The organism is Stutzerimonas stutzeri (genome assembly GCF_000952685.1).
Taxonomy (GTDB): Bacteria; Pseudomonadota; Gammaproteobacteria; order Pseudomonadales; family Pseudomonadaceae; genus Stutzerimonas; species Stutzerimonas stutzeri_E.
Genome location: NZ_JYHV01000029.1, coordinates 214,230 through 232,050, shown reverse-complemented (window position 1 = coordinate 232,050; position 17,821 = coordinate 214,230). Strand labels below are relative to the sequence as shown.

Sequence of the window (17,821 nt, the reverse complement as noted above, 5' to 3'; positions counted from 1 at the left end):
GAAATGGCCTTACTTCAGATAGCTGAACCCGGACAAAGCCCGCAACCTCACCAGCGTCGTCTGGCGGTTGGTATCGATCTGGGCACCACCAACTCACTTGTGGCCGCGTTGCGCAGTGGTGTCACGGCGCCGTTGGCCGATGCCGACGGCGAGGTCATTCTGCCTTCCGCGGTACGTTATTGCGCCGATCGCGTCGAGGTGGGGCGGGCTGCAAAGCGCGCTGCCGCCAGCGATCCGTTGAACACCATCCTCTCGGTCAAGCGCCTGATGGGACGCGGTGTCGGTGATGTGAAGCAATTGGGTGGACAGCTGCCTTATCGCTTCAGCGAAGGGCAATCGCAAATGCCTTTCATCGAGACGGTACAGGGCGCCAAGAGCCCGGTGGAGGTTTCGGCTGAAATCCTTCGCGAACTGCGAGAGCGGGCAGAAGCGGTTCTCGGGGGGGAGCTGGTCGGCGCGGTGATCACGGTGCCTGCATACTTCGACGAGGCGCAGCGGCAAGCGACCAAGGATGCCGCACGACTGGCCAATCTCAACGTGTTGCGTCTGCTCAACGAGCCTACCGCCGCTGCAGTCGCCTATGGTTTGGACCGTGAGGCTGAGGGGGTCGTGGCGATCTATGACCTAGGTGGCGGAACCTTCGACATTTCCATCCTGCGTCTGACCAAGGGTGTTTTCGAGGTGCTGGCTACCGGTGGCGATACCGCGCTTGGTGGTGACGACTTCGATCATGCCATCGCTGGCTGGATACTCGCCCAGGCGGGTGTGTCCGACGATCTCGATCCAGGGGCGCAGCGAGATGTATTGAAAGTTGCCTGTAACGCCAAAGAGCAGCTCAGCGATGCCGAATCCGTAGAGGTGCGCTATGCCGGTTGGCAGGGTCTTCTGACTCGTGCCACCTTCAACGAACTCGTCGACCCAATGATTTCTCGTAGCCTCAAGTCGTGTCGGCGCGCATTGCGCGATTCGTCTGTCGAGCTCGAAGACGTTCATGCGGTGGTCATGGTGGGCGGTTCCACCCGCGTGCCACGCGTCCGTGAGCGGGTCGGCGAAATGTTCGCTCGCGACCCGCTGACCGACATTGACCCTGATCAGGTGGTTGCCATCGGTGCAGCGATCCAGGCCGAGACCCTGGCGGGCAACAACCGGGATGGCGAAGAGCTCCTGCTACTCGACGTAATACCGCTGTCGCTGGGGCTGGAGACCATGGGGGGGTTGATGGAAAAGATCATCCCTCGCAACACCACCATCCCAGTCGCTCGCGCACAGGATTTCACCACCTACAAGGATGGCCAGTCGGCCATGATGATCCACGTATTGCAGGGCGAGCGAGAACTCATCGCCGACTGTCGATCGCTGGCCCGCTTCGAGCTGCGAGGCATTCCCCCAATGGTGGCGGGTGCGGCTAAGATTCGTGTCACCTTTCAGGTTGACGCCGACGGGTTGCTCAGCGTGTCTGCCCGTGAGCTGGCGTCCGGCATTGAGTCGAGCATTCAGGTGAAGCCTTCCTACGGGCTGACTGACGGTGAGATCGCTCGCATGCTGGAAGACTCCTTTCACAAGGCCAGCGAAGACAAAACGGCCCGTGCGCTGCGCGAACAGCTAGTCGATGCGCAACGGTTGATTGAAGCGGTCGAGGGCGCTCTGGCGGTGGACGGCGAGCGTTTGCTCAGCGAGGAGGAACGTGTGTCGATCGAGTCGCAGATGCAGGTTCTGCGGGAGCTGCTCGATAGCCAGGACGGTGTGGCGATCGAGCGCCAAGTCAAGCGCCTGAGCCAGATTACCGATGCCTTTGCCGCGCGCAGGCTGGATTCCACCGTCAAGGCTGCATTGGCCGGACGGCGGCTTAACGATATCGAGGAATGACCCAGATGCCGCAAATTGTTTTCCTGCCCCATGCCGACCATTGTCCCGAAGGGGCTGTAGTGGAGGCGCAGCCTGGCGAGACGGTGCTCGATGCCGCGCTGCGAAACGGTATCGATATCGAGCATGCCTGCGAAAAGTCCTGTGCTTGCACGACCTGTCACGTGGTGATCCGTGAGGGCTTTGCGTCGCTGGAGGCCTCTGACGAGCTGGAAGATGACATGCTGGATAAGGCGTGGGGCCTCGAGCCGAGCTCTCGGTTGTCCTGTCAGGCAGCCGTTGCGGATGTAGATCTGGTGGTCGAGATTCCGAAATACACCATCAACCAGGTCTCCGAAGGTCATTGAGGGCGAGGTGAAGCATGGCACTTAAATGGGGTGATGTGCTGGACATCGCGATCGAACTGGCTGAGCGTAAGCCGGATGTGGATCCCCGTTACGTAAACTTCGTCGAGCTGCATCGCTGGGTCGTCGAGTTGCCGGATTTTGCCGACGACCCGCAACGCGGCGGCGAGAAAGTCCTCGAAGCCATCCAGGCCGCCTGGATAGAAGAAGCCTAGAGGTCGGTTTCGACAGTGCTGCATGCATGTACGTCGATACAGCCTCTCGGTGACTCTGCGCTAAGCGGCGTACAGCCGCTCTTATAATTTCAATCGGGACCCGCGTATAATTCGCGGGTTTACTCGTTCGCTTTAACCCAATCCTTTCTGGAGTTTTCAAATGGCCCTGCAACGCACCTTCTCCATCATCAAGCCTGATGCCGTCGCCAAGAACGTAATCGGCGAGATCACTTCCCGTTTCGAGAAGGCCGGTCTGCGCGTCGTCGCTTCGAAGATGGTCCAACTGTCCGAGCGTGAAGCGGGCGGTTTCTATGCCGAGCACAGCGAGCGCGGGTTCTTCAAGGATCTGGTCGCTTTCATGGTGTCCGGCCCGGTCATCGTTCAGGTGCTGGAAGGCGAAGACGCCATTGCCAAGAATCGTGAGCTGATGGGCGCCACCAACCCGAAAGAAGCCGCTCCGGGCACCATTCGTGCCGATTTCGCCGTTTCCATCGACGAAAACGCTGTTCACGGGTCTGACTCTGAAGCCTCTGCTGCTCGCGAAATCGCCTATTTCTTCTCCGCCACCGAAGTGTGTGCCCGCATTCGCTGATTTGGCGAAGGTGAATTCAGATGACTGTTACGACCGGTAAAGTAAACCTGCTGGGGCTGACCCAGCCTCAGCTGGAAAGCTTCTTCGATTCGATAGGGGAGAAGCGTTTTCGTGCCGGCCAGGTCATGAAATGGATTCACCACTTCGGCGTCGATGATTTCGACGCCATGAGCAACATCGGCAAGGCCTTGCGCGAAAAGCTCAAGGCCTCTGCTGAGATCCGCGGCCCCGAGGTTGTCAGCGAAGACATCTCTACCGACGGCACCCGTAAATGGGTGGTACGTGTGGCCTCGGGGAGCTGCGTGGAAACCGTCTACATTCCCCAGGGCGGACGCGGCACGCTCTGCGTATCCTCCCAGGCCGGTTGTGCCTTGGATTGCAGTTTCTGCTCGACCGGCAAACAAGGCTTCAACAGCAACCTCACCGCTGCCGAGGTGATCGGTCAGGTGTGGATTGCCAATAAATCGTTCGGCACCATACCGGCGAAGGTCGATCGCGCTATCACCAACGTGGTGATGATGGGCATGGGTGAGCCGCTTCTGAACTTCGACAATGTCGTGGCCGCCATGCAGATCATGATGGACGACCTGGGCTACGGTATTTCCAAACGAAAAGTGACGCTTTCGACATCCGGCGTAGTACCAATGATCGAGGAACTCTCCAAGGTTATCGATGTGTCGCTGGCGTTGTCGCTGCACGCACCTAACGATGCATTGCGTGATCAATTGGTACCCATCAACAAAAAATATCCGTTGGAGATGCTGCTGGCCGCCTGTCAGCGCTACATCTCCAATCTGGGTGAAAAGCGCGTTCTCACAATCGAATACACGCTTTTGCAGGGCATCAACGATCAGCCCGAGCATGCCGAGCAAATGATCGCGCTGTTGGCCAAAATTCCTTGCAAGATCAATCTGATCCCATTCAACCCCTTTCCGCATTCCGGATATGAGCGGCCGAGCAACAATGCGATCCGTCGTTTTCAGGACATCCTGCATAAAGCCGGGCACAATGTGACAGTGCGCACCACGCGCGGTGAGGACATTGATGCCGCCTGTGGTCAGTTGGTCGGGCAGGTAATGGATCGAACCCGCCGAAGCGAGCGCTATATCGCGGTGCGCGAGCTGCAGTCCGAGCCCGCGACGACGCCTGTTGTTACGAACCGTTCCTGAGGGGGATGCTGATGACCTTGCGCGTTGCGCTGCTGTTTTTGCTCGTCGGCCTTATGGCTGGCTGTGTATCTTCCGGATCGGGCAATCCCATGCGGACCTCGGAAGGACGCGACGAAGCGCGAGACGCCTACATTCAGCTGGGTATCGGCTATTTGCAGCAAGGCGAGGCGTCCCGGGCCAAGACGCCGCTACGCAAGGCACTCGAGTTGGACCCGAACAGTGCCGATGCGCACGCGGCGCTGGCGCTGGTGTTCCAGAACGAGATGGAAAACCAGCTGGCTGACGAGCATTACCGCAAGGCGCTATCCAGCCGCAACGATGCGCGTATTCTGAACAACTACGGTAGTTTTCTCTTCGAGCAGAAGCGCTATCAGGAAGCCATGGAGCGCTTCGCAAAGGCAGCCGAGGACAATCTCTATTCCGGTCGGTCGCATGTCTTTCAGAACATGGGCATGACTGCCCTGAAGCTCGGGCAGCGCGAGCAGGCCGAAACCTATTTTACCCGTGCTTTGCGTCTCGACAGCCGACAGCCACGTGCTCTGCTTGAACTGGCAGTCATGGCGTACGAGGACAAGCAATATGTCCCGGCAAAGCGTTACTACGATAGCTTCAGCAGTCTTTCCGAGCAGAATTCCCGCAGCCTCCTTCTGGGCATTCGTCTGGCGAAAATTCATCAGGACCGAGATCAGGCGGCAAGCCTTGGTCTACAGCTCAAACGCCTGTATCCGGGTACGCCTGAATATCAACAGTTTCTTTCGGAGCAATGATGATAGCGCCACATTCTGAAGCCGCTGCGCCGACCTCGACCAACCCAGGCGAAACGCTTCGCACCGCGCGCGAGAACAAGAACTGGACGCTTTCTTCGGTGGCTAAACAGCTCAATCTGTCGGAGCGCTCGCTCAGCCAGATCGAGGCCGGCGATTTCAGTCAGCTGCCTGGCCACACCTTTGCTCGTGGTTACGTGCGTGCCTATGCAAAACTGTTGGGGTTGGATCAGAACCGTCTTGTACAGCAGTTCGACCAGCATACCGGTACGGATGCGACTGGCAGTAGCGTCAACAGCCTCGGACACATCGACGAGCCCGTGCGTCTTTCGAGAAGCATGGTGCGTTTTTTTACATTGATTCTGACGCTGGCGATTGCCGTAGGCGCTTTTCTCTGGTGGCAGGACCGTACGACCCGCAACGAGGCAAGTCGTGCGGTTGCGCCGCTGGAGCGAATCGAGGTCGAGGCGGCAGACGGTACTACCGAGATTCATCTGCTCGATCGTGCCGACGAGCCCGCTGAGCTCGCCACCGGCGAGCCGACCGATTCGACGCCGTCAACGACGGATGACGAAGCGCAGGATTCTGATGAACAAACCCTGCCGCCGGATGAGCAGCCGGAAGCCGAAGCACCTATCGATGCGCCCGAGGAGGCTGTCGAAGCCGTGCCTGCGAGCGAAGCACCGATCACTGCTCCGCAGGCCGATACCGGTACGACACCGGTGACCGACGCCGAGACTGTCGCAACTGGAGAAGGCCGCATCACGCTGGATTACACGGCGGACTGCTGGACCCGGGTAACCGATGCCGAGGGTAAAGTGCTCTACAGCGGTTTGGGGAAAGCCGGCACCAGTCGCGCCCTGGTCGGCAAAACCCCATTGGACGTTCATCTGGGCTTCGCTTCTGGTGTGCAAGTCAGCTTCAACGGCGAAGCCGTCAGTCTCTCAGGCAAAACGCGTGGCGAAACTGCGCGCTTTAAGCTCGGACAGTAATATGCATAGTGAATCCCCCATCAAGCGTCGTCATACCCGAAAAATTTGGGTCGGCAACGTACCGGTCGGTGGCGATGCGCCTATCGCCGTACAAAGCATGACCAATACCGAAACCTGCGACGTCGACGCGACTGTTGCGCAGATCCAACGGCTGCAGAATGCCGGTGCCGATATCGTTCGCGTGTCTGTGCCTTCGATGGGGGCGGCCGAGGCGTTCGGCAAGATCAAGCAACGCGTCGACCTACCTTTGGTGGCAGACATTCATTTTGACTATCAGATCGCTTTGCGCGTTGCCGAGCTTGGTGTCGATTGCCTGCGCATCAATCCGGGCAATATCGGGCGAGAGGATCGAGTGCGGGCTGTAGTCGAAGCGGCGCGTGACCGAGGTATTCCAATCCGCATCGGCGTCAATGCCGGCTCGCTGGAAAAGGACCTGCAGAAAAAGTACGGCGAACCTACGCCCGAGGCGCTGGTTGAGTCGGCGCTGCGACACGTCGAGCACCTCGACCGGCTGAACTTCCCCGACTTCAAGGTCAGCGTTAAGGCCTCCGACGTGTTCATGGCGGTGGCTGCGTATCGGCTATTGGCGGATAAGATCGAGCAACCCTTGCACCTGGGAATTACCGAGGCTGGTGGCTTGCGCTCTGGAACCGTGAAATCCTCGGTGGGGCTGGGCATGCTGCTGGCCGAAGGTATCGGCGACACCATCCGCATCTCTCTGGCCGCCGATCCGGTGGAGGAGATCAAGGTCGGTTTCGATATTCTCAAATCGCTGCGCCTGCGCTCGCGTGGCATCAACTTCATCGCCTGTCCCAGCTGCTCGCGGCAGAACTTCGACGTGGTCAAGACCATGAACGAGCTTGAAGGGCGGCTCGACGATCTGTTGGTGCCGATGGACGTTGCGGTGATCGGCTGCGTCGTCAACGGCCCGGGAGAGGCCAAGGAAGCGCATATCGGCCTGACCGGCGGCACGCCGAACAACCTCATCTATATCGACGGCAAGCCGGCGCAGAAGCTGAACAACGAGAATCTGGTCGACGAACTGGAACAGCTGATTCGTCGCAAGGCCGCCGAGAAGGTCGAGAACGATGCCGCGCTGATCGTGCGTAGCTGATTTAAGGAACCGAATTGAGCAAGTCCCTGCAAGCCATTCGTGGCATGAACGATATTCTGCCGGCACAGACGCCGGTTTGGCGCTACCTGGAAACGACCTTCGCGCAGCTGCTCGACAGCTATGGCTACAGCGAGATCCGTCTGCCGATCCTCGAATTTACTGATCTTTTTGCCCGCGGCATCGGTGAGGGTACCGATGTGGTCGACAAGGAGATGTATACCTTCCTCGATCGGAACGAGGAATCGCTGACGCTACGCCCCGAGGGCACGGCGGGTTGCGTCCGTGCTGTGCTCGAGCACGGCATGACCGGAGGCGGTCAGGTGCAGAAGCTCTGGTATGCCGGCCCCATGTTCCGTTACGAAAAGCCGCAGAAGGGCCGTTATCGCCAGTTCCACCAGATTGGCGTGGAGGTTTTCAACCAACCGGGGCCGGATGTCGATGCCGAACTGATCGTGTTGACTGCGCGACTCTGGAAGTCGCTCGGCCTGTCCGACGCGGTCACGCTGCAGCTCAACAGCCTGGGCTCCAGCGAAGCACGCGCAACCTACCGGGACGCGCTGGTCGCCTATCTCCAGCAACATTTCGAGCAGCTCGACGAGGACAGCCAGCGTCGCCTGACCAGCAACCCGCTGCGCATCCTGGATAGCAAGAACGCCCAGACCCAGGCATTGCTGGTCGATGCGCCGACCTTGCACGACTACCTGGACGACGAGTCGCGTGCCCATTTCGACGGCCTCAAGGCGCGACTCGAGGCGGCGGGAATTGCCTATCAGATCAATCCCAAACTGGTGCGCGGCCTGGATTATTACGGCCGCACCGTGTTTGAGTGGGTGACTGACAAGCTGGGCGCCCAAGGTACCGTCTGTGCCGGCGGCCGCTATGACGGGCTGATCAGCCAGTTCGGCGGCAAGCCGACGCCCGGTGTGGGCTTCGCCATGGGCATAGAGCGTCTGGTGCTGCTGCTGGAAACTCTCGAGCTCGTCCCCGAGGCGCTCAACCAGCCGGCGCACGCCTACGTCTGCGCCTTCGGTGAGGCGGCCGAGCTGGCCGCGCTGGGGCTGGCTGAACGCCTGCGTGATGTCTTGCCGGGCCTTCGCCTGTTGGTCAACGCCGGCGGTGGCAGCTTCAAGAGCCAGTTCAAGAAGGCTGACAAGAGCGGTGCGCGGTTCGCGCTGATTCTGGGTGACGACGAACTGGCCGGGCGCGTGGTAGGTTGCAAGCCGCTGCGCGACGACAGCGAACAACAAAGCATTGCCTGGGATGCTCTACCCGAGCGTCTGGCTGCCTGTCTGGCTTGAACGGACAGGTCTGAATTCAGCGAATGTAAGGAGTGACAGTGTGACCTCGGGTACCGAAGAAGAACAGCTGGCGCAAATCAAGGAGTGGTGGCAGCGTAACGGCAAGCCTTTGCTGTTGGGGGGCTTACTCGCTCTGGTGCTGGTGTTCGGCTGGCAGTTCTGGCAGAAACATCAGCTCAACCAGGCACAGGGCGCTTCGGCGCTCTATCAGCAATTGCTCAATGTCGCGCTGGAGCAGGATGGGGCGGATACCGCCGAGGTTTCGCGTCTGGGCAATCTGCTGCAGAAGGAATTCGCAGGCTCGCACTACGCCCAGTACGGCAGCCTGTTCGTGGCCAAGGTAGCGGTGGAGACCGGCCGTCTCGACGAGGCCGCGGCAGAGCTACGGCGTGTGTTGGACAAGCCTGCCGACAGGACGCTCGAAGAGCTGGCACGCCAGCGCCTCGCGCGCATCCTGGCGGCGCAGGACAAGGCCGAAGAGGGGCTTGCACTACTCAAGGGCGAGGCAGTCGAAGCGTTCGGCGCCAGTCGTGAAGAGTTGCGTGGTGATCTCCTGGTCAAGTTGGGTCGTCCTGATGAGGCTCATGCCGCCTATTCCAAGGCAAAAGAACTGCTTTCGCAGGATGCCGCGATCGGTGGCCTGCAGCTGAAACTGGACGATCTGGCTCGTGGAGAGGCGTGAATTGATGCGTTGGAAAACTGCCGCACTGCTGACCCTGGCCGTCCTGGCTGCTGGTTGCAGCAGCAACGACAAGAAAGAACCCGAACCCGCCGAACTGGTCAAGTTCGACGCCGAGATACAGTTGAACAAGGAGTGGAGTCGCTCGATTGGCGAAGGCCAGGGCGAGACCTATAACCTTCTGGCACCTGTCGTCTACGGCAACGAAATATTCGCCGCTGATGTTGAAGGCCTGGTGGTTGCGATGGATCGCACCACGGGCAAGGTCAACTGGAAAAACGATTTGGATGTACCGATCTCGGGCGCTGTTGGGGCAGGCTATGGCCTGGTGTTGGTCGGCACCCTGCGTGGCGAAGTGCTGGCCCTGGATGTCTCGACCGGAGAAGAGCGCTGGCGCAGTCAGGTTAGCAGTGAGGTCCTTGCCGCGCCCGCGGTGAACGGCGATGTAGTGGTGGTTCAAACCCAGGACGACCGCGTGATCGCGTTGGAAATCGACACCGGCAAGCAGCGTTGGAGCTATGAAAGCTCCCCGGCGGTGCTCACCCTGCGGGGTACTGGTGCCCCCTTGCTGACCAATCAGCTGGCGATCGCCGGTCTTTCCAGCGGTAAGGTCGTGGCGTTGGACACCAGCCGAGGCCTACCGATCTGGGAGCAGCGCGTTGCCGTTCCGCAAGGCCGTTCCGAACTCGAGCGTGTCGTCGATATCGACGGCGGACTGCTGCTCTCCGGCGGTACCTTGTATGTCGCCTCCTTCCAAGGCCGTGCTGCGGCGCTGGATATGGAAAGCGGTCGAATCCTCTGGCAGCGCGATGCGTCGACGGCGACCGGTGTTGCGTTGGGCTACGGAAGTGTTTACGTGAGTCAGGCCGATGGCACTGTCATGGGCATCGATGAGCGGTCCACTTCAGTGCTGTGGAACAACGACTCGCTGCTGCGGCGTCAGCTTTCCGCTCCGGCGGTGTTTTCCAGTTACGTGGTAGTCGGCGACAAGGAGGGTTATCTACACTTTCTGAGTCAGGTCGACGGCCGTTTCGTTGCCCGGACCCGTATCGACAGCGACGGCGTGCGTGCCCGTCCGGTCGTCGAGGGTGACTGGCTTTATGCTTACGGCAATGACGGCAAGCTTGTCGCGTTGACCATTCGCCAGGCGGACTGACGGCTTCATTTCAGCTGTCTGCTGTTTCGCTTGGGCGGGGCACTAATATTCGGCCGCTGCTTTGCAGCGGCCTTCGTGTTTTCTGAATTATCGCAGTGGAGAGCCGAATGGTTCCCGTAATCGCCCTGGTGGGCCGCCCGAACGTGGGTAAGTCCACTCTCTTTAACCGTCTGACCAAGAGTCGCGACGCCATTGTTGCGGAGTACGCCGGTCTGACCCGTGACCGCCAGTACGGCGAGGCCAAATGGCAGGGCCGCACCTACATCGTCATCGATACCGGTGGTTTGACCGGAGACGAAGAAGGCATCGACGCCAAGATGGCCGAGCAGTCGCTGCAAGCGATGCAGGAAGCCGACGCGGTGATGTTCATGGTCGATGCGCGTGCCGGCATGACCCCTGGCGATCAGATGATCGCTGAGCATCTGCGCAAGATGAACAAGCGCCACTTCCTGGTAGCGAACAAGGTCGACAGCATCGATCCGGACATTGCCCGAGCGGAGTTCAGCCCTCTGGGGCTTGGCGATGCCCTGCCGATCGCTGCCGCCCATGGTCGCGGTATCAGCCATATGCTGGAGCAGGCGCTCGGTGTCTTTCCCAAGGACAACGCCGAGACAACCGAAGCAGAAGGCGAGGCGGAAGAGGGCGAGGTCGTTGCGGAGGGGCAGGAGCTCAAGCGCATCCCCGGACCGAGCGAAAAGGATGGCATCAAGATCGCCATCATTGGCCGCCCCAACGTTGGCAAGTCGACGCTGGTCAACCGGATGCTCGGTGAGGAGCGGGTCATTGTCTATGATCAGGCCGGTACCACGCGCGACAGCATCTACATCCCGTTCGAACGCGACGATGAAAAATACACCCTGATCGACACTGCCGGCGTCCGTCGTCGCGGCAAGATCTTCGAGGCGGTGGAAAAGTTTTCCGTGGTCAAGACGCTGCAGGCCATCCAGGACTCCAACGTAGTGATCTTCGTCATGGACGCGCGTGAAGGGGTGGTCGAGCATGATCTCAACCTGCTCGGTTTCGTTCTCGAGAGCGGTCGGGCGCTGGTGATTGCGTTGAACAAGTGGGATGGCATGGAGCCGAGCGAGCGTGACTACGTCAAGACCGAGCTGGAACGCCGGTTGTTCTTCGTCGAGTTCGCCGATATCCACTTCATCTCCGCCAAGCACGGCACCGGTGTCGGCAACCTGTACAAGTCGGTGCAGGCCTCGTTCACCTCGGCCGTTACCCGCTGGCCCACCAGCCGCCTGACGCAGATCCTCGAGGACGCCGTGCGTGAGCATGCGCCGCCGATGGTGGCCAGTCGCCGGATCAAGTTGCGCTATGCGCACCTGGGCGGCGCCAACCCGCCTCTGATCGTAATTCACGGCAACCAGGTCGACTCGATTCCCAAGTCTTATACCCGCTATCTGGAGAACACCTACCGGCGTGTGCTGAAGCTGGTCGGTACGCCGATCCGCATCGAATACAAGGGTGGCGAAAACCCCTACGAGGGCAAAAAGAACACCCTCACCGACCGGCAGGTAAACAAGAAGCGCCGCCTCATGTCGCACCACAAGAAGGCCGAGAAGAAGCGCCGCGACAAACGATAGCCTCAAGTATGGAAGCCGTGAGCTGGCAGTGTCTTGCTTCCGGCTCGTTGCTTCCAACTTTCAGCTCCGAGCGAATTCATGATCACCAGCAAACTGCCCAATGTCGGCACCACCATTTTCACCACCATGTCGCATCTGGCGGCTCAGACCGGCGCGCTGAACCTGTCGCAAGGCTTCCCGGACTTTGACGGGCCTGATGCGCTGCGTGAAGCCGTCGCCCGCCATGTCATGGCCGGGCACAACCAGTACGCACCCATGGCCGGCCTGCCGGCGCTGCGCGAGCAGGTCGCCCTCAAGGTGGCATCGCTCTACGGCCGCCAGGTCAGCGCCGACGCCGAAGTCACCATCACCCCAGGTGCGACGCAAGCGATCTTCTGTGCGATCCATGCGGTCATCCGCCCTGGCGACGAAGTGATCGTCTTCGATCCCTGCTACGACAGTTACGAGCCAGCGGTGGAGCTGGCTGGCGGGATCTGCATCCACCAGGCGCTGAGCCTGCCGGATTTCGCCATCGACTGGCAGAAGCTGGCCGATGCGATTACGCCGCGTACGCGGATGATCGTGCTGAACACGCCGCACAATCCCAGTGGCGCACTGATCGACCTGGCAGATCTCGATCGGCTGACCGATCTGATCCGCGAGCGGGACATCTATTTACTCAGCGACGAGGTGTACGAGCATCTGGTTTTCGACGGCCGCGAGCATGCCAGTGTGTTGCGCCATGAAGAACTTTATCAACGCGCCTTCGTCATCAGTTCCTTCGGCAAGACCTACCACGTCACCGGCTGGAAAACCGGCTATGTGGTGGCGCCTGCCGCACTCAGCAGCGAACTACGAAAGGTTCACCAGTACGTCAGCTTCACCGGCGTTACACCCTTGCAGTGGGCGCTGGCCGATTTCATGGCGGCGCATCCGGAACACCTCAGCGACTTGCCGGCGTTCTACCAGGCCAAGCGCGATTTGTTCTGCGATCTGCTGGCTGACTCGCGTTTTGGCTTCCGCCGCGCGGCGGGCACCTATTTCCAGTTGGCCGACTATTCGGCTATTCGACCGGATCTCGACGACGTCGCCATGTCCGAATGGCTGACCCGTGAGCACGGTGTGGCCAGCATCCCGATTTCGGTCTTTTACCAAAAGCCTCCTGCAAAATCGCGACTGGTTCGCTTCTGCTTCGCCAAACGAGAGGAGACGCTGCGCCAGGCAGCGGAGCGGCTATGCGCGATCTGAACGATTTGCCCGACCTCGAACTGGCCTTGATCCAGACGAACCTTGTCTGGCAGGACCCGGCTGCCAACCGCGAGCGGTTTGTCGGTTTGCTCGAACAGGCGCGTGGGGCCGACCTGATCGTTTTGCCGGAAATGTTCACTACAGCGTTCTCGATGAACTCATCGGAACTGGCCGAGCCCGAGGAAGGGCCGACTTACGCCTGGTTGCGTGAGCAGGCGGCGCGTATGGACGCGGTGATAACCGGCAGCGTGATCATCGAAGCCGCAGACGGCAGTCATCGCAACCGCCTGCTCTGGGCGCGGCCCAACGGCGAGATTTCGCACTATGACAAGCGCCATCTGTTCCGCATGGCGGGTGAGCACAAGCACTACACGGCGGGCGAGCAACAGGCTTTGTTCGAGCTCAACGGCTGGCATGTGCGGCCTTTGATCTGTTACGACTTGCGCTTCCCGGTATGGAGTCGCGATCCGCACGACACCGATCTGCTGCTTTACACCGCCAACTGGCCTGCTGCCCGGCGCGACGCCTGGAACCGTCTGCTGCCGGCACGGGCGATCGAGAACCTATGTTATGTTGCGGCTGTGAATCGAGTCGGCGAAGACGGCAAGGGCTACCCCTACAGTGGCGATAGCCAGGTGCTGGATTATCTGGGGGATCCGTTGCTGGAAGTGGGCGCTGCTGACGGCGTGTTCCGAACCACGTTACGCGCCCAGGATTTGGCCGCGTTCCGCAGCAAGTTCCCGGCGTATCACGACGGCGATGCATTCGAACTGAAGGTCTAGCCCAGCGTCGCGGTTGTCAGCTTGGCGGTGCGGTCTTGCGTCGCCAGCGCGCGATCAGCCAGCCATAAATCAACAGATTGACGAACACCACTATAGCGGCCAATAGGTATTGCGCTGGTACGCTCAGCCAGCTCGGATAGATCAGCGGCAGCAGATACTGCTCGACGAAGCTGGTCTCGTATCCGGCTTCACCAGCCAGATGCCGCAGCGAGTTTTCCCAGTCGGTGAGCGGGCACAGACGTCCGCTCAATTCGACGAAAACGCCCCAGGCTACCGCCGGCAGATGCAGCCACAGCAGGCGGGGCTTCCAGGCCACCAGCAAGCCGCCCAGCAAGACGAAAACGATAAAGCTGAGGTGCAGGATAAGCACCGCATCGGCGGCGAGGCGATGGAGCATGACAGCTATGCTCGCGGGCTCGGTAACGCTTGTCGGGCGATCTGTCGATCCTGAGTATGCGCGAGCCAGGAGACCGACAGCAGCGCACCGAGCAGCGCCATGAACATGTCCGACTGGGTATCCCAGGGGTCGCCCTGGGTGCCGAGGAAGTCTTCCGCGCCTTGCCCGGCGATCAGCGCTACCCACCACTCGATCAGTTCGTAGAAGGCGCTGAATGCCAGCGCAACACAGAGCGCGAGAAACCCCAGCATTTTTCCGGGCGCAAGCATGCCGAGGCGCAGCAGGATCTCCCGTGCGAGCAGGGCAGGTGTCACGCCTTGTAGGAAATGGCCGAGCTTGTCGTAAGGATTTCGGCTGAGATCGAACCACTCCTGTACCCAGAACCCTGGTGGCACCCGGGCATATGTGTAGGCGCCGCCCAGGATCAATATCAGCGCATGGATAGCGATCACAACGTAGAGCAGACGGCTAAGCGGGAATTGCCGGTAGCTGAATAGCAGGACAGGGATCGCGATCAGCACCGGCGCGACTTCCAGCAGCCAGGTCGCGCGGTCGTATGGAGCGATGCCTGAGGCGATCAGCGCCAGCAGAACCGCTAGGGCCAGGGTTGCGTAGAGCGTTTTGTCCTGCATCGGGCGTCGCCATGGTGGCCGGATAAGCTGCCAGCATGCAGTGCATGCGCGGCGCCACGCAAGATCCGAGCGGGCGGTGAACGGTCATTGCCCGGCTTCTGAGGGCATCTTGCCAGGCGACTCGCTCAGACCCGCCCGGCGCGTGTCGCTGGAAAACGAGAGATCGATTTGCCGCAGCGATTCAGATCCACTGCGCCCACATAGCGGTTGGCATTGCCCTGTACGCAAGCGACGCTGCGGTTGCGCCACCGTTCCCACTCGGTGATCGGATGCTGGCGATTCCAGATATCGTAGAGTCGGCGGTCCTGCTTCGACAGACGCAGCCCGTAGCGATCGCTCATATACAGGTAGGTGCGGGCGATAGCGCCACGGCTGTACGCCGGCGGCATGGCGGTGCGCTGCTTGAAGTTCACCACGAAGGGGCATGCGCCGTATTGGCTTGGCTTCTCGCTGAGCATGCCGAAGCCGTAATTGCTGCGATCACCGTTGACCTCACCGACCACCGGAACGAGGTTATGCAGGTCGGCTTCCGCTTTGCTGAACACCGGGTCACTCGAAGTGCAATGTTTGCGCCCGCCTTGTTGCCAGCATTGGCGTTGGTGGCCGATCACCCAGGCGGGAACGATGTGTTCCCACTCCACGCGCGCTGCACGCTTGGGCTGTTTGCGTGGGACGTAACCGCAACTGGCGAGATCGATGCGCCTGCCCTTGAAGGCGCAGCCACAATAGAAGTCCACTGGCCGTTCAGCGTAGATATGCCAGGCCAGCTTCTTCGCTTCGCGAAAGGTGCGTGGCGCATCGGCATGCACGGTTGATGATAAAAACAGGACGAGCAGAAGCAAGCTGTAACGGCGCATGGGGTTCTCGACGACGGACTGAGAATCGCATCCATGCGGGGTGCGCTATCTTAATTGCTAATCCATAAAACCTATATATAACAGTAAGTTACATAGTGTCATTGGGCCTGCTTGCGGCCCAGGCGATTGATCCACAGCGAGGTGAGAATAATCAGCCCTCCGATGGCGAGCAGTACCAGGTTGGTTTCCGTGCCCCAGAACAGTAGATTGAGCACTAACCCGACCGGTACCGCCATGTTGTTCATCACTGCCAGGGTCCCGGCATCGACCAACGTTGCGCCCTTGTTCCAGCAGAACTGGCCGAGCGCGGTCGCCAGCACCCCCATCCATATCAGCACGCCCCATTGGCTCGCCGTGGTCGGCAGCTTGTCGACGTGACCGAACAGCAGCCAGGCTGGCAGCACGATCACCAATGCACCGAGGAAAAAATAGCCGAAGCGCCGATAAAGCGGGATATCGGACGGGTACCGCTGCGCCAGATGCTTGTAGCCCACCTGCCCGGCGGCGAAGGTAAAGTTGGCCAGCTGCATCAGCAAGAAACCGCCGAGAAAATCGCTGGAAATACCGTCATAGCGAATCAGTCCGGCGCCAAGTACAGCAACCGCTGCCGCTACCAGCGCCCAGGGATTGAAGCGGCGATTGAGCGCATCGTCGATCAGCGTCACGTGCAACGGTGTGAGCACTGTAAACAACAGCACTTCGGCCACGGTCAGCACGTTGAAGCTCAGATACAGGCACAGATAAGTGACTCCGAACTGCAGCGCGCCCACCAACGTCACGCCGGCGATGAAGCGCGGCTCGACGCCACGCCAGCGGGTCAGCGGCAGGAACACGATGCCGGCCAGGACGACCCGTGTCAGCACGGCGAAATAGCTATCCACCTGCCCGGCCAGATAGGCGCCAATCAGGTTGAAAGAATAGGCCCAGAGCAAAGTGACGAAGATCAGGTAGCGCATGCCGGCTCCTCAGCAGAAGGCCGGCGACCATAGCGGTTCGGTTGAAAAGAGGAAAGACCTGCCAGCAACGGGCGTTGCATGGCAGGCACTCTCGGCCCAGGAGTTTTAGGCCGCCTTCAGCGAGGCCATGTCGATGACGAAACGGTACTTCACATCGCTCTTGAGCATTCGCTCGTAGGCTTCGTTGATGTTCTGAATCTCGATCATCTCAATGTCCGAAACGATGCCGTGCTCGGCACAGAAATCGAGCATTTCCTGCGTCTCGGCGATGCCTCCGATCAACGAACCGGCTAGGCGGCGGCGCTTGAAGATCAGCCCGAAGACGCTGGGCGACGGGTGGGGTGAGGCCGGTGCACCCACCAGCGTCATGGTCGCGTCACGCTTGAGCAAGCTCAGAAAGGCATCGAGGTTGTGCGGCGCCGCCACGGTGTTGAGGATGAAATCGAAGCTGTTCAGATGCGCGGCCATCTCGTCCTTGCTCTTCGATACCACCACCTCGCTGGCGCCGAGGCGCAGCGCGTCTTCTTTCTTGTCCGGCGAGGTGGTGAACAGCACCACGCGCGCGCCCATGGCATTGGCGATCTTCACCGCCATGTGGCCGAGGCCACCGAGGCCGACCACGCCGACTTTCTGGCCGGGGCCTACCTTCCACTGACGCAGCGGCGAATAGGTGGTAATACCGGCGCACAGCAGCGGCGCGACGGCGGCAAGCTTGTCTTCGCTATGGGAAATGCGCAGAACGAATTTCTGATCCACCACGATATTGTCCGAGTAACCGCCAAGGGTGTTCTCGCCACCGCCAAATGCCGGGCCATTGTAGGTGCCGGTGAAGCCGTTCTCGCAGTACTGCTCAAGCCCCTCGTCACAGGACGGGCAGGTCCGACAGCTGTCGACCAGACAGCCGACGCCGGCGATTTCTCCGACCTTGAAGCGGCTGACTGCATCACCAACGGCCGTTACCCGCCCGACAATTTCGTGGCCGGGGACCGAGGGGTAGAGCGTGTTGTTCCATTCGTTGCGGGCGGTATGCAGGTCGGAATGACAGACGCCGCAGTAGAGAATATCGATCTTTACGTCGTTCGGACCGACGTCGCGGCGGGTGAACGAATAGGGAACGAGCGGCGTGCTCGGATCGTGGGCGGCGTAACCGATGGCATTGCTCATGGCGGCTCCTTGGACTGATGGTCTGAAC

General features: G+C 60.4%; 19 protein-coding genes. 14 read left to right on the top strand and 5 right to left on the bottom strand.

Translation table 11 applies throughout. The features are described from left to right. Nucleotides 1–3: 3 nt before the first annotated feature. From hscA to UF78_RS15665, 14 genes are all read left to right on the top strand, one after another. On the top strand, nt 4–1,866 hold the full coding sequence (hscA, locus tag UF78_RS15730; protein WP_045163147.1) for a Fe-S protein assembly chaperone HscA: 1,863 nt from the start codon (nt 4–6) through the stop codon (nt 1,864–1,866). 5 nt (nt 1,867–1,871) lie between these two features. Continuing rightward, entirely contained in the window at nt 1,872–2,210 is a 339-nt protein-coding gene (fdx, locus tag UF78_RS15725; RefSeq protein WP_045163286.1) for an ISC system 2Fe-2S type ferredoxin, read from the top strand. Nucleotides 2,211–2,224: 14 nt separating this feature from the next. Continuing rightward, the gene (gene iscX / locus UF78_RS15720; RefSeq protein WP_045163146.1) at nt 2,225–2,422 is read left to right on the top strand and encodes a Fe-S cluster assembly protein IscX; all 198 of its coding nucleotides are present in this window, start codon (nt 2,225–2,227) and stop codon (nt 2,420–2,422) included. A 160-nt stretch (nt 2,423–2,582) separates the two neighbouring features. After that, on the top strand, nt 2,583–3,014 hold the full coding sequence (gene ndk, locus UF78_RS15715; protein ID WP_021209485.1) for a nucleoside-diphosphate kinase: 432 nt from the start codon (nt 2,583–2,585) through the stop codon (nt 3,012–3,014). Between the two features lie 20 nt (nt 3,015–3,034). Next, nucleotides 3,035–4,183: a 23S rRNA (adenine(2503)-C(2))-methyltransferase RlmN gene (rlmN, locus tag UF78_RS15710; protein WP_045163145.1), complete on the top strand. Its 1,149-nt coding sequence runs from the start codon at nt 3,035–3,037 to the stop codon at nt 4,181–4,183. Nucleotides 4,184–4,194: 11 nt separating this feature from the next. Beyond that, nucleotides 4,195–4,950, top strand: coding sequence for a type IV pilus biogenesis/stability protein PilW (gene pilW / locus UF78_RS15705; protein ID WP_045163285.1), 756 nt, complete (start codon nt 4,195–4,197; stop codon nt 4,948–4,950). Next, nucleotides 4,950–5,939: a RodZ domain-containing protein gene (locus tag UF78_RS15700; protein ID WP_045163144.1), complete on the top strand. Its 990-nt coding sequence runs from the start codon at nt 4,950–4,952 to the stop codon at nt 5,937–5,939. The genes pilW and UF78_RS15700 overlap by 1 nt, the downstream gene beginning before the upstream one ends. 1 nt (nt 5,940) lies before the next feature. Next, a complete protein-coding gene (gene ispG, locus UF78_RS15695) occupies nt 5,941–7,053 on the top strand; it encodes a flavodoxin-dependent (E)-4-hydroxy-3-methylbut-2-enyl-diphosphate synthase (protein ID WP_045163143.1) in 1,113 nt (370 codons plus the stop codon). A gap of 14 nt (nt 7,054–7,067) precedes the next feature. Further along, the gene (hisS, locus tag UF78_RS15690; protein ID WP_045163142.1) at nt 7,068–8,351 is read left to right on the top strand and encodes a histidine--tRNA ligase; all 1,284 of its coding nucleotides are present in this window, start codon (nt 7,068–7,070) and stop codon (nt 8,349–8,351) included. A gap of 40 nt (nt 8,352–8,391) precedes the next feature. Next, entirely contained in the window at nt 8,392–9,033 is a 642-nt protein-coding gene (locus tag UF78_RS15685) for a tetratricopeptide repeat protein (protein ID WP_045163141.1), read from the top strand. 4 nt (nt 9,034–9,037) lie between these two features. Beyond that, a complete protein-coding gene (bamB, locus tag UF78_RS15680) occupies nt 9,038–10,186 on the top strand; it encodes an outer membrane protein assembly factor BamB (RefSeq protein WP_045163284.1) in 1,149 nt (382 codons plus the stop codon). Nucleotides 10,187–10,293: 107 nt separating this feature from the next. Continuing rightward, nucleotides 10,294–11,778 (top strand): ribosome biogenesis GTPase Der, encoded by a 1,485-nt coding sequence (der, locus tag UF78_RS15675; RefSeq protein ID WP_045163140.1) that lies wholly within the window; start codon nt 10,294–10,296, stop codon nt 11,776–11,778. Nucleotides 11,779–11,856: 78 nt separating this feature from the next. Next, nucleotides 11,857–13,005, top strand: coding sequence for a pyridoxal phosphate-dependent aminotransferase (locus UF78_RS15670; protein WP_045163139.1), 1,149 nt, complete (start codon nt 11,857–11,859; stop codon nt 13,003–13,005). After that, nucleotides 12,993–13,787, top strand: a complete 795-nt coding sequence (locus tag UF78_RS15665; RefSeq protein ID WP_045163138.1) for an amidohydrolase — start codon at nt 12,993–12,995, stop codon at nt 13,785–13,787. Before UF78_RS15670 ends, UF78_RS15665 begins: the two co-directional genes overlap by 13 nt. 16 nt (nt 13,788–13,803) lie before the next feature. Here UF78_RS15665 and UF78_RS15660 read toward each other — a convergent pair whose 3' ends face one another. The 5 genes from UF78_RS15660 to UF78_RS15640 all read right to left on the bottom strand — a co-directional run bounded on the left by UF78_RS15660 (nt 13,804) and on the right by UF78_RS15640 (nt 17,793). Beyond that, nucleotides 13,804–14,184 (bottom strand): DUF2784 domain-containing protein, encoded by a 381-nt coding sequence (locus UF78_RS15660; RefSeq protein WP_045163137.1) that lies wholly within the window; start codon nt 14,182–14,184, stop codon nt 13,804–13,806. 5 nt (nt 14,185–14,189) lie between these two features. Continuing rightward, nucleotides 14,190–14,816 carry a DUF2238 domain-containing protein gene (locus tag UF78_RS15655; protein WP_045163136.1) on the bottom strand — a complete coding sequence of 209 codons (627 nt, stop codon included), beginning with the start codon at nt 14,814–14,816 and terminating at the stop codon, nt 14,190–14,192. A 125-nt stretch (nt 14,817–14,941) separates the two neighbouring features. Next, entirely contained in the window at nt 14,942–15,673 is a 732-nt protein-coding gene (locus UF78_RS15650; protein ID WP_045163135.1) for an endonuclease, read from the bottom strand. 98 nt (nt 15,674–15,771) lie between these two features. Next, a complete protein-coding gene (locus UF78_RS15645) occupies nt 15,772–16,629 on the bottom strand; it encodes a carboxylate/amino acid/amine transporter (protein WP_045163134.1) in 858 nt (285 codons plus the stop codon). Nucleotides 16,630–16,734: 105 nt separating this feature from the next. Beyond that, nucleotides 16,735–17,793: an NAD(P)-dependent alcohol dehydrogenase gene (locus UF78_RS15640; RefSeq protein WP_045163133.1), complete on the bottom strand. Its 1,059-nt coding sequence runs from the start codon at nt 17,791–17,793 to the stop codon at nt 16,735–16,737. Between the last annotated feature and the right edge of the window lie 28 nt (nt 17,794–17,821).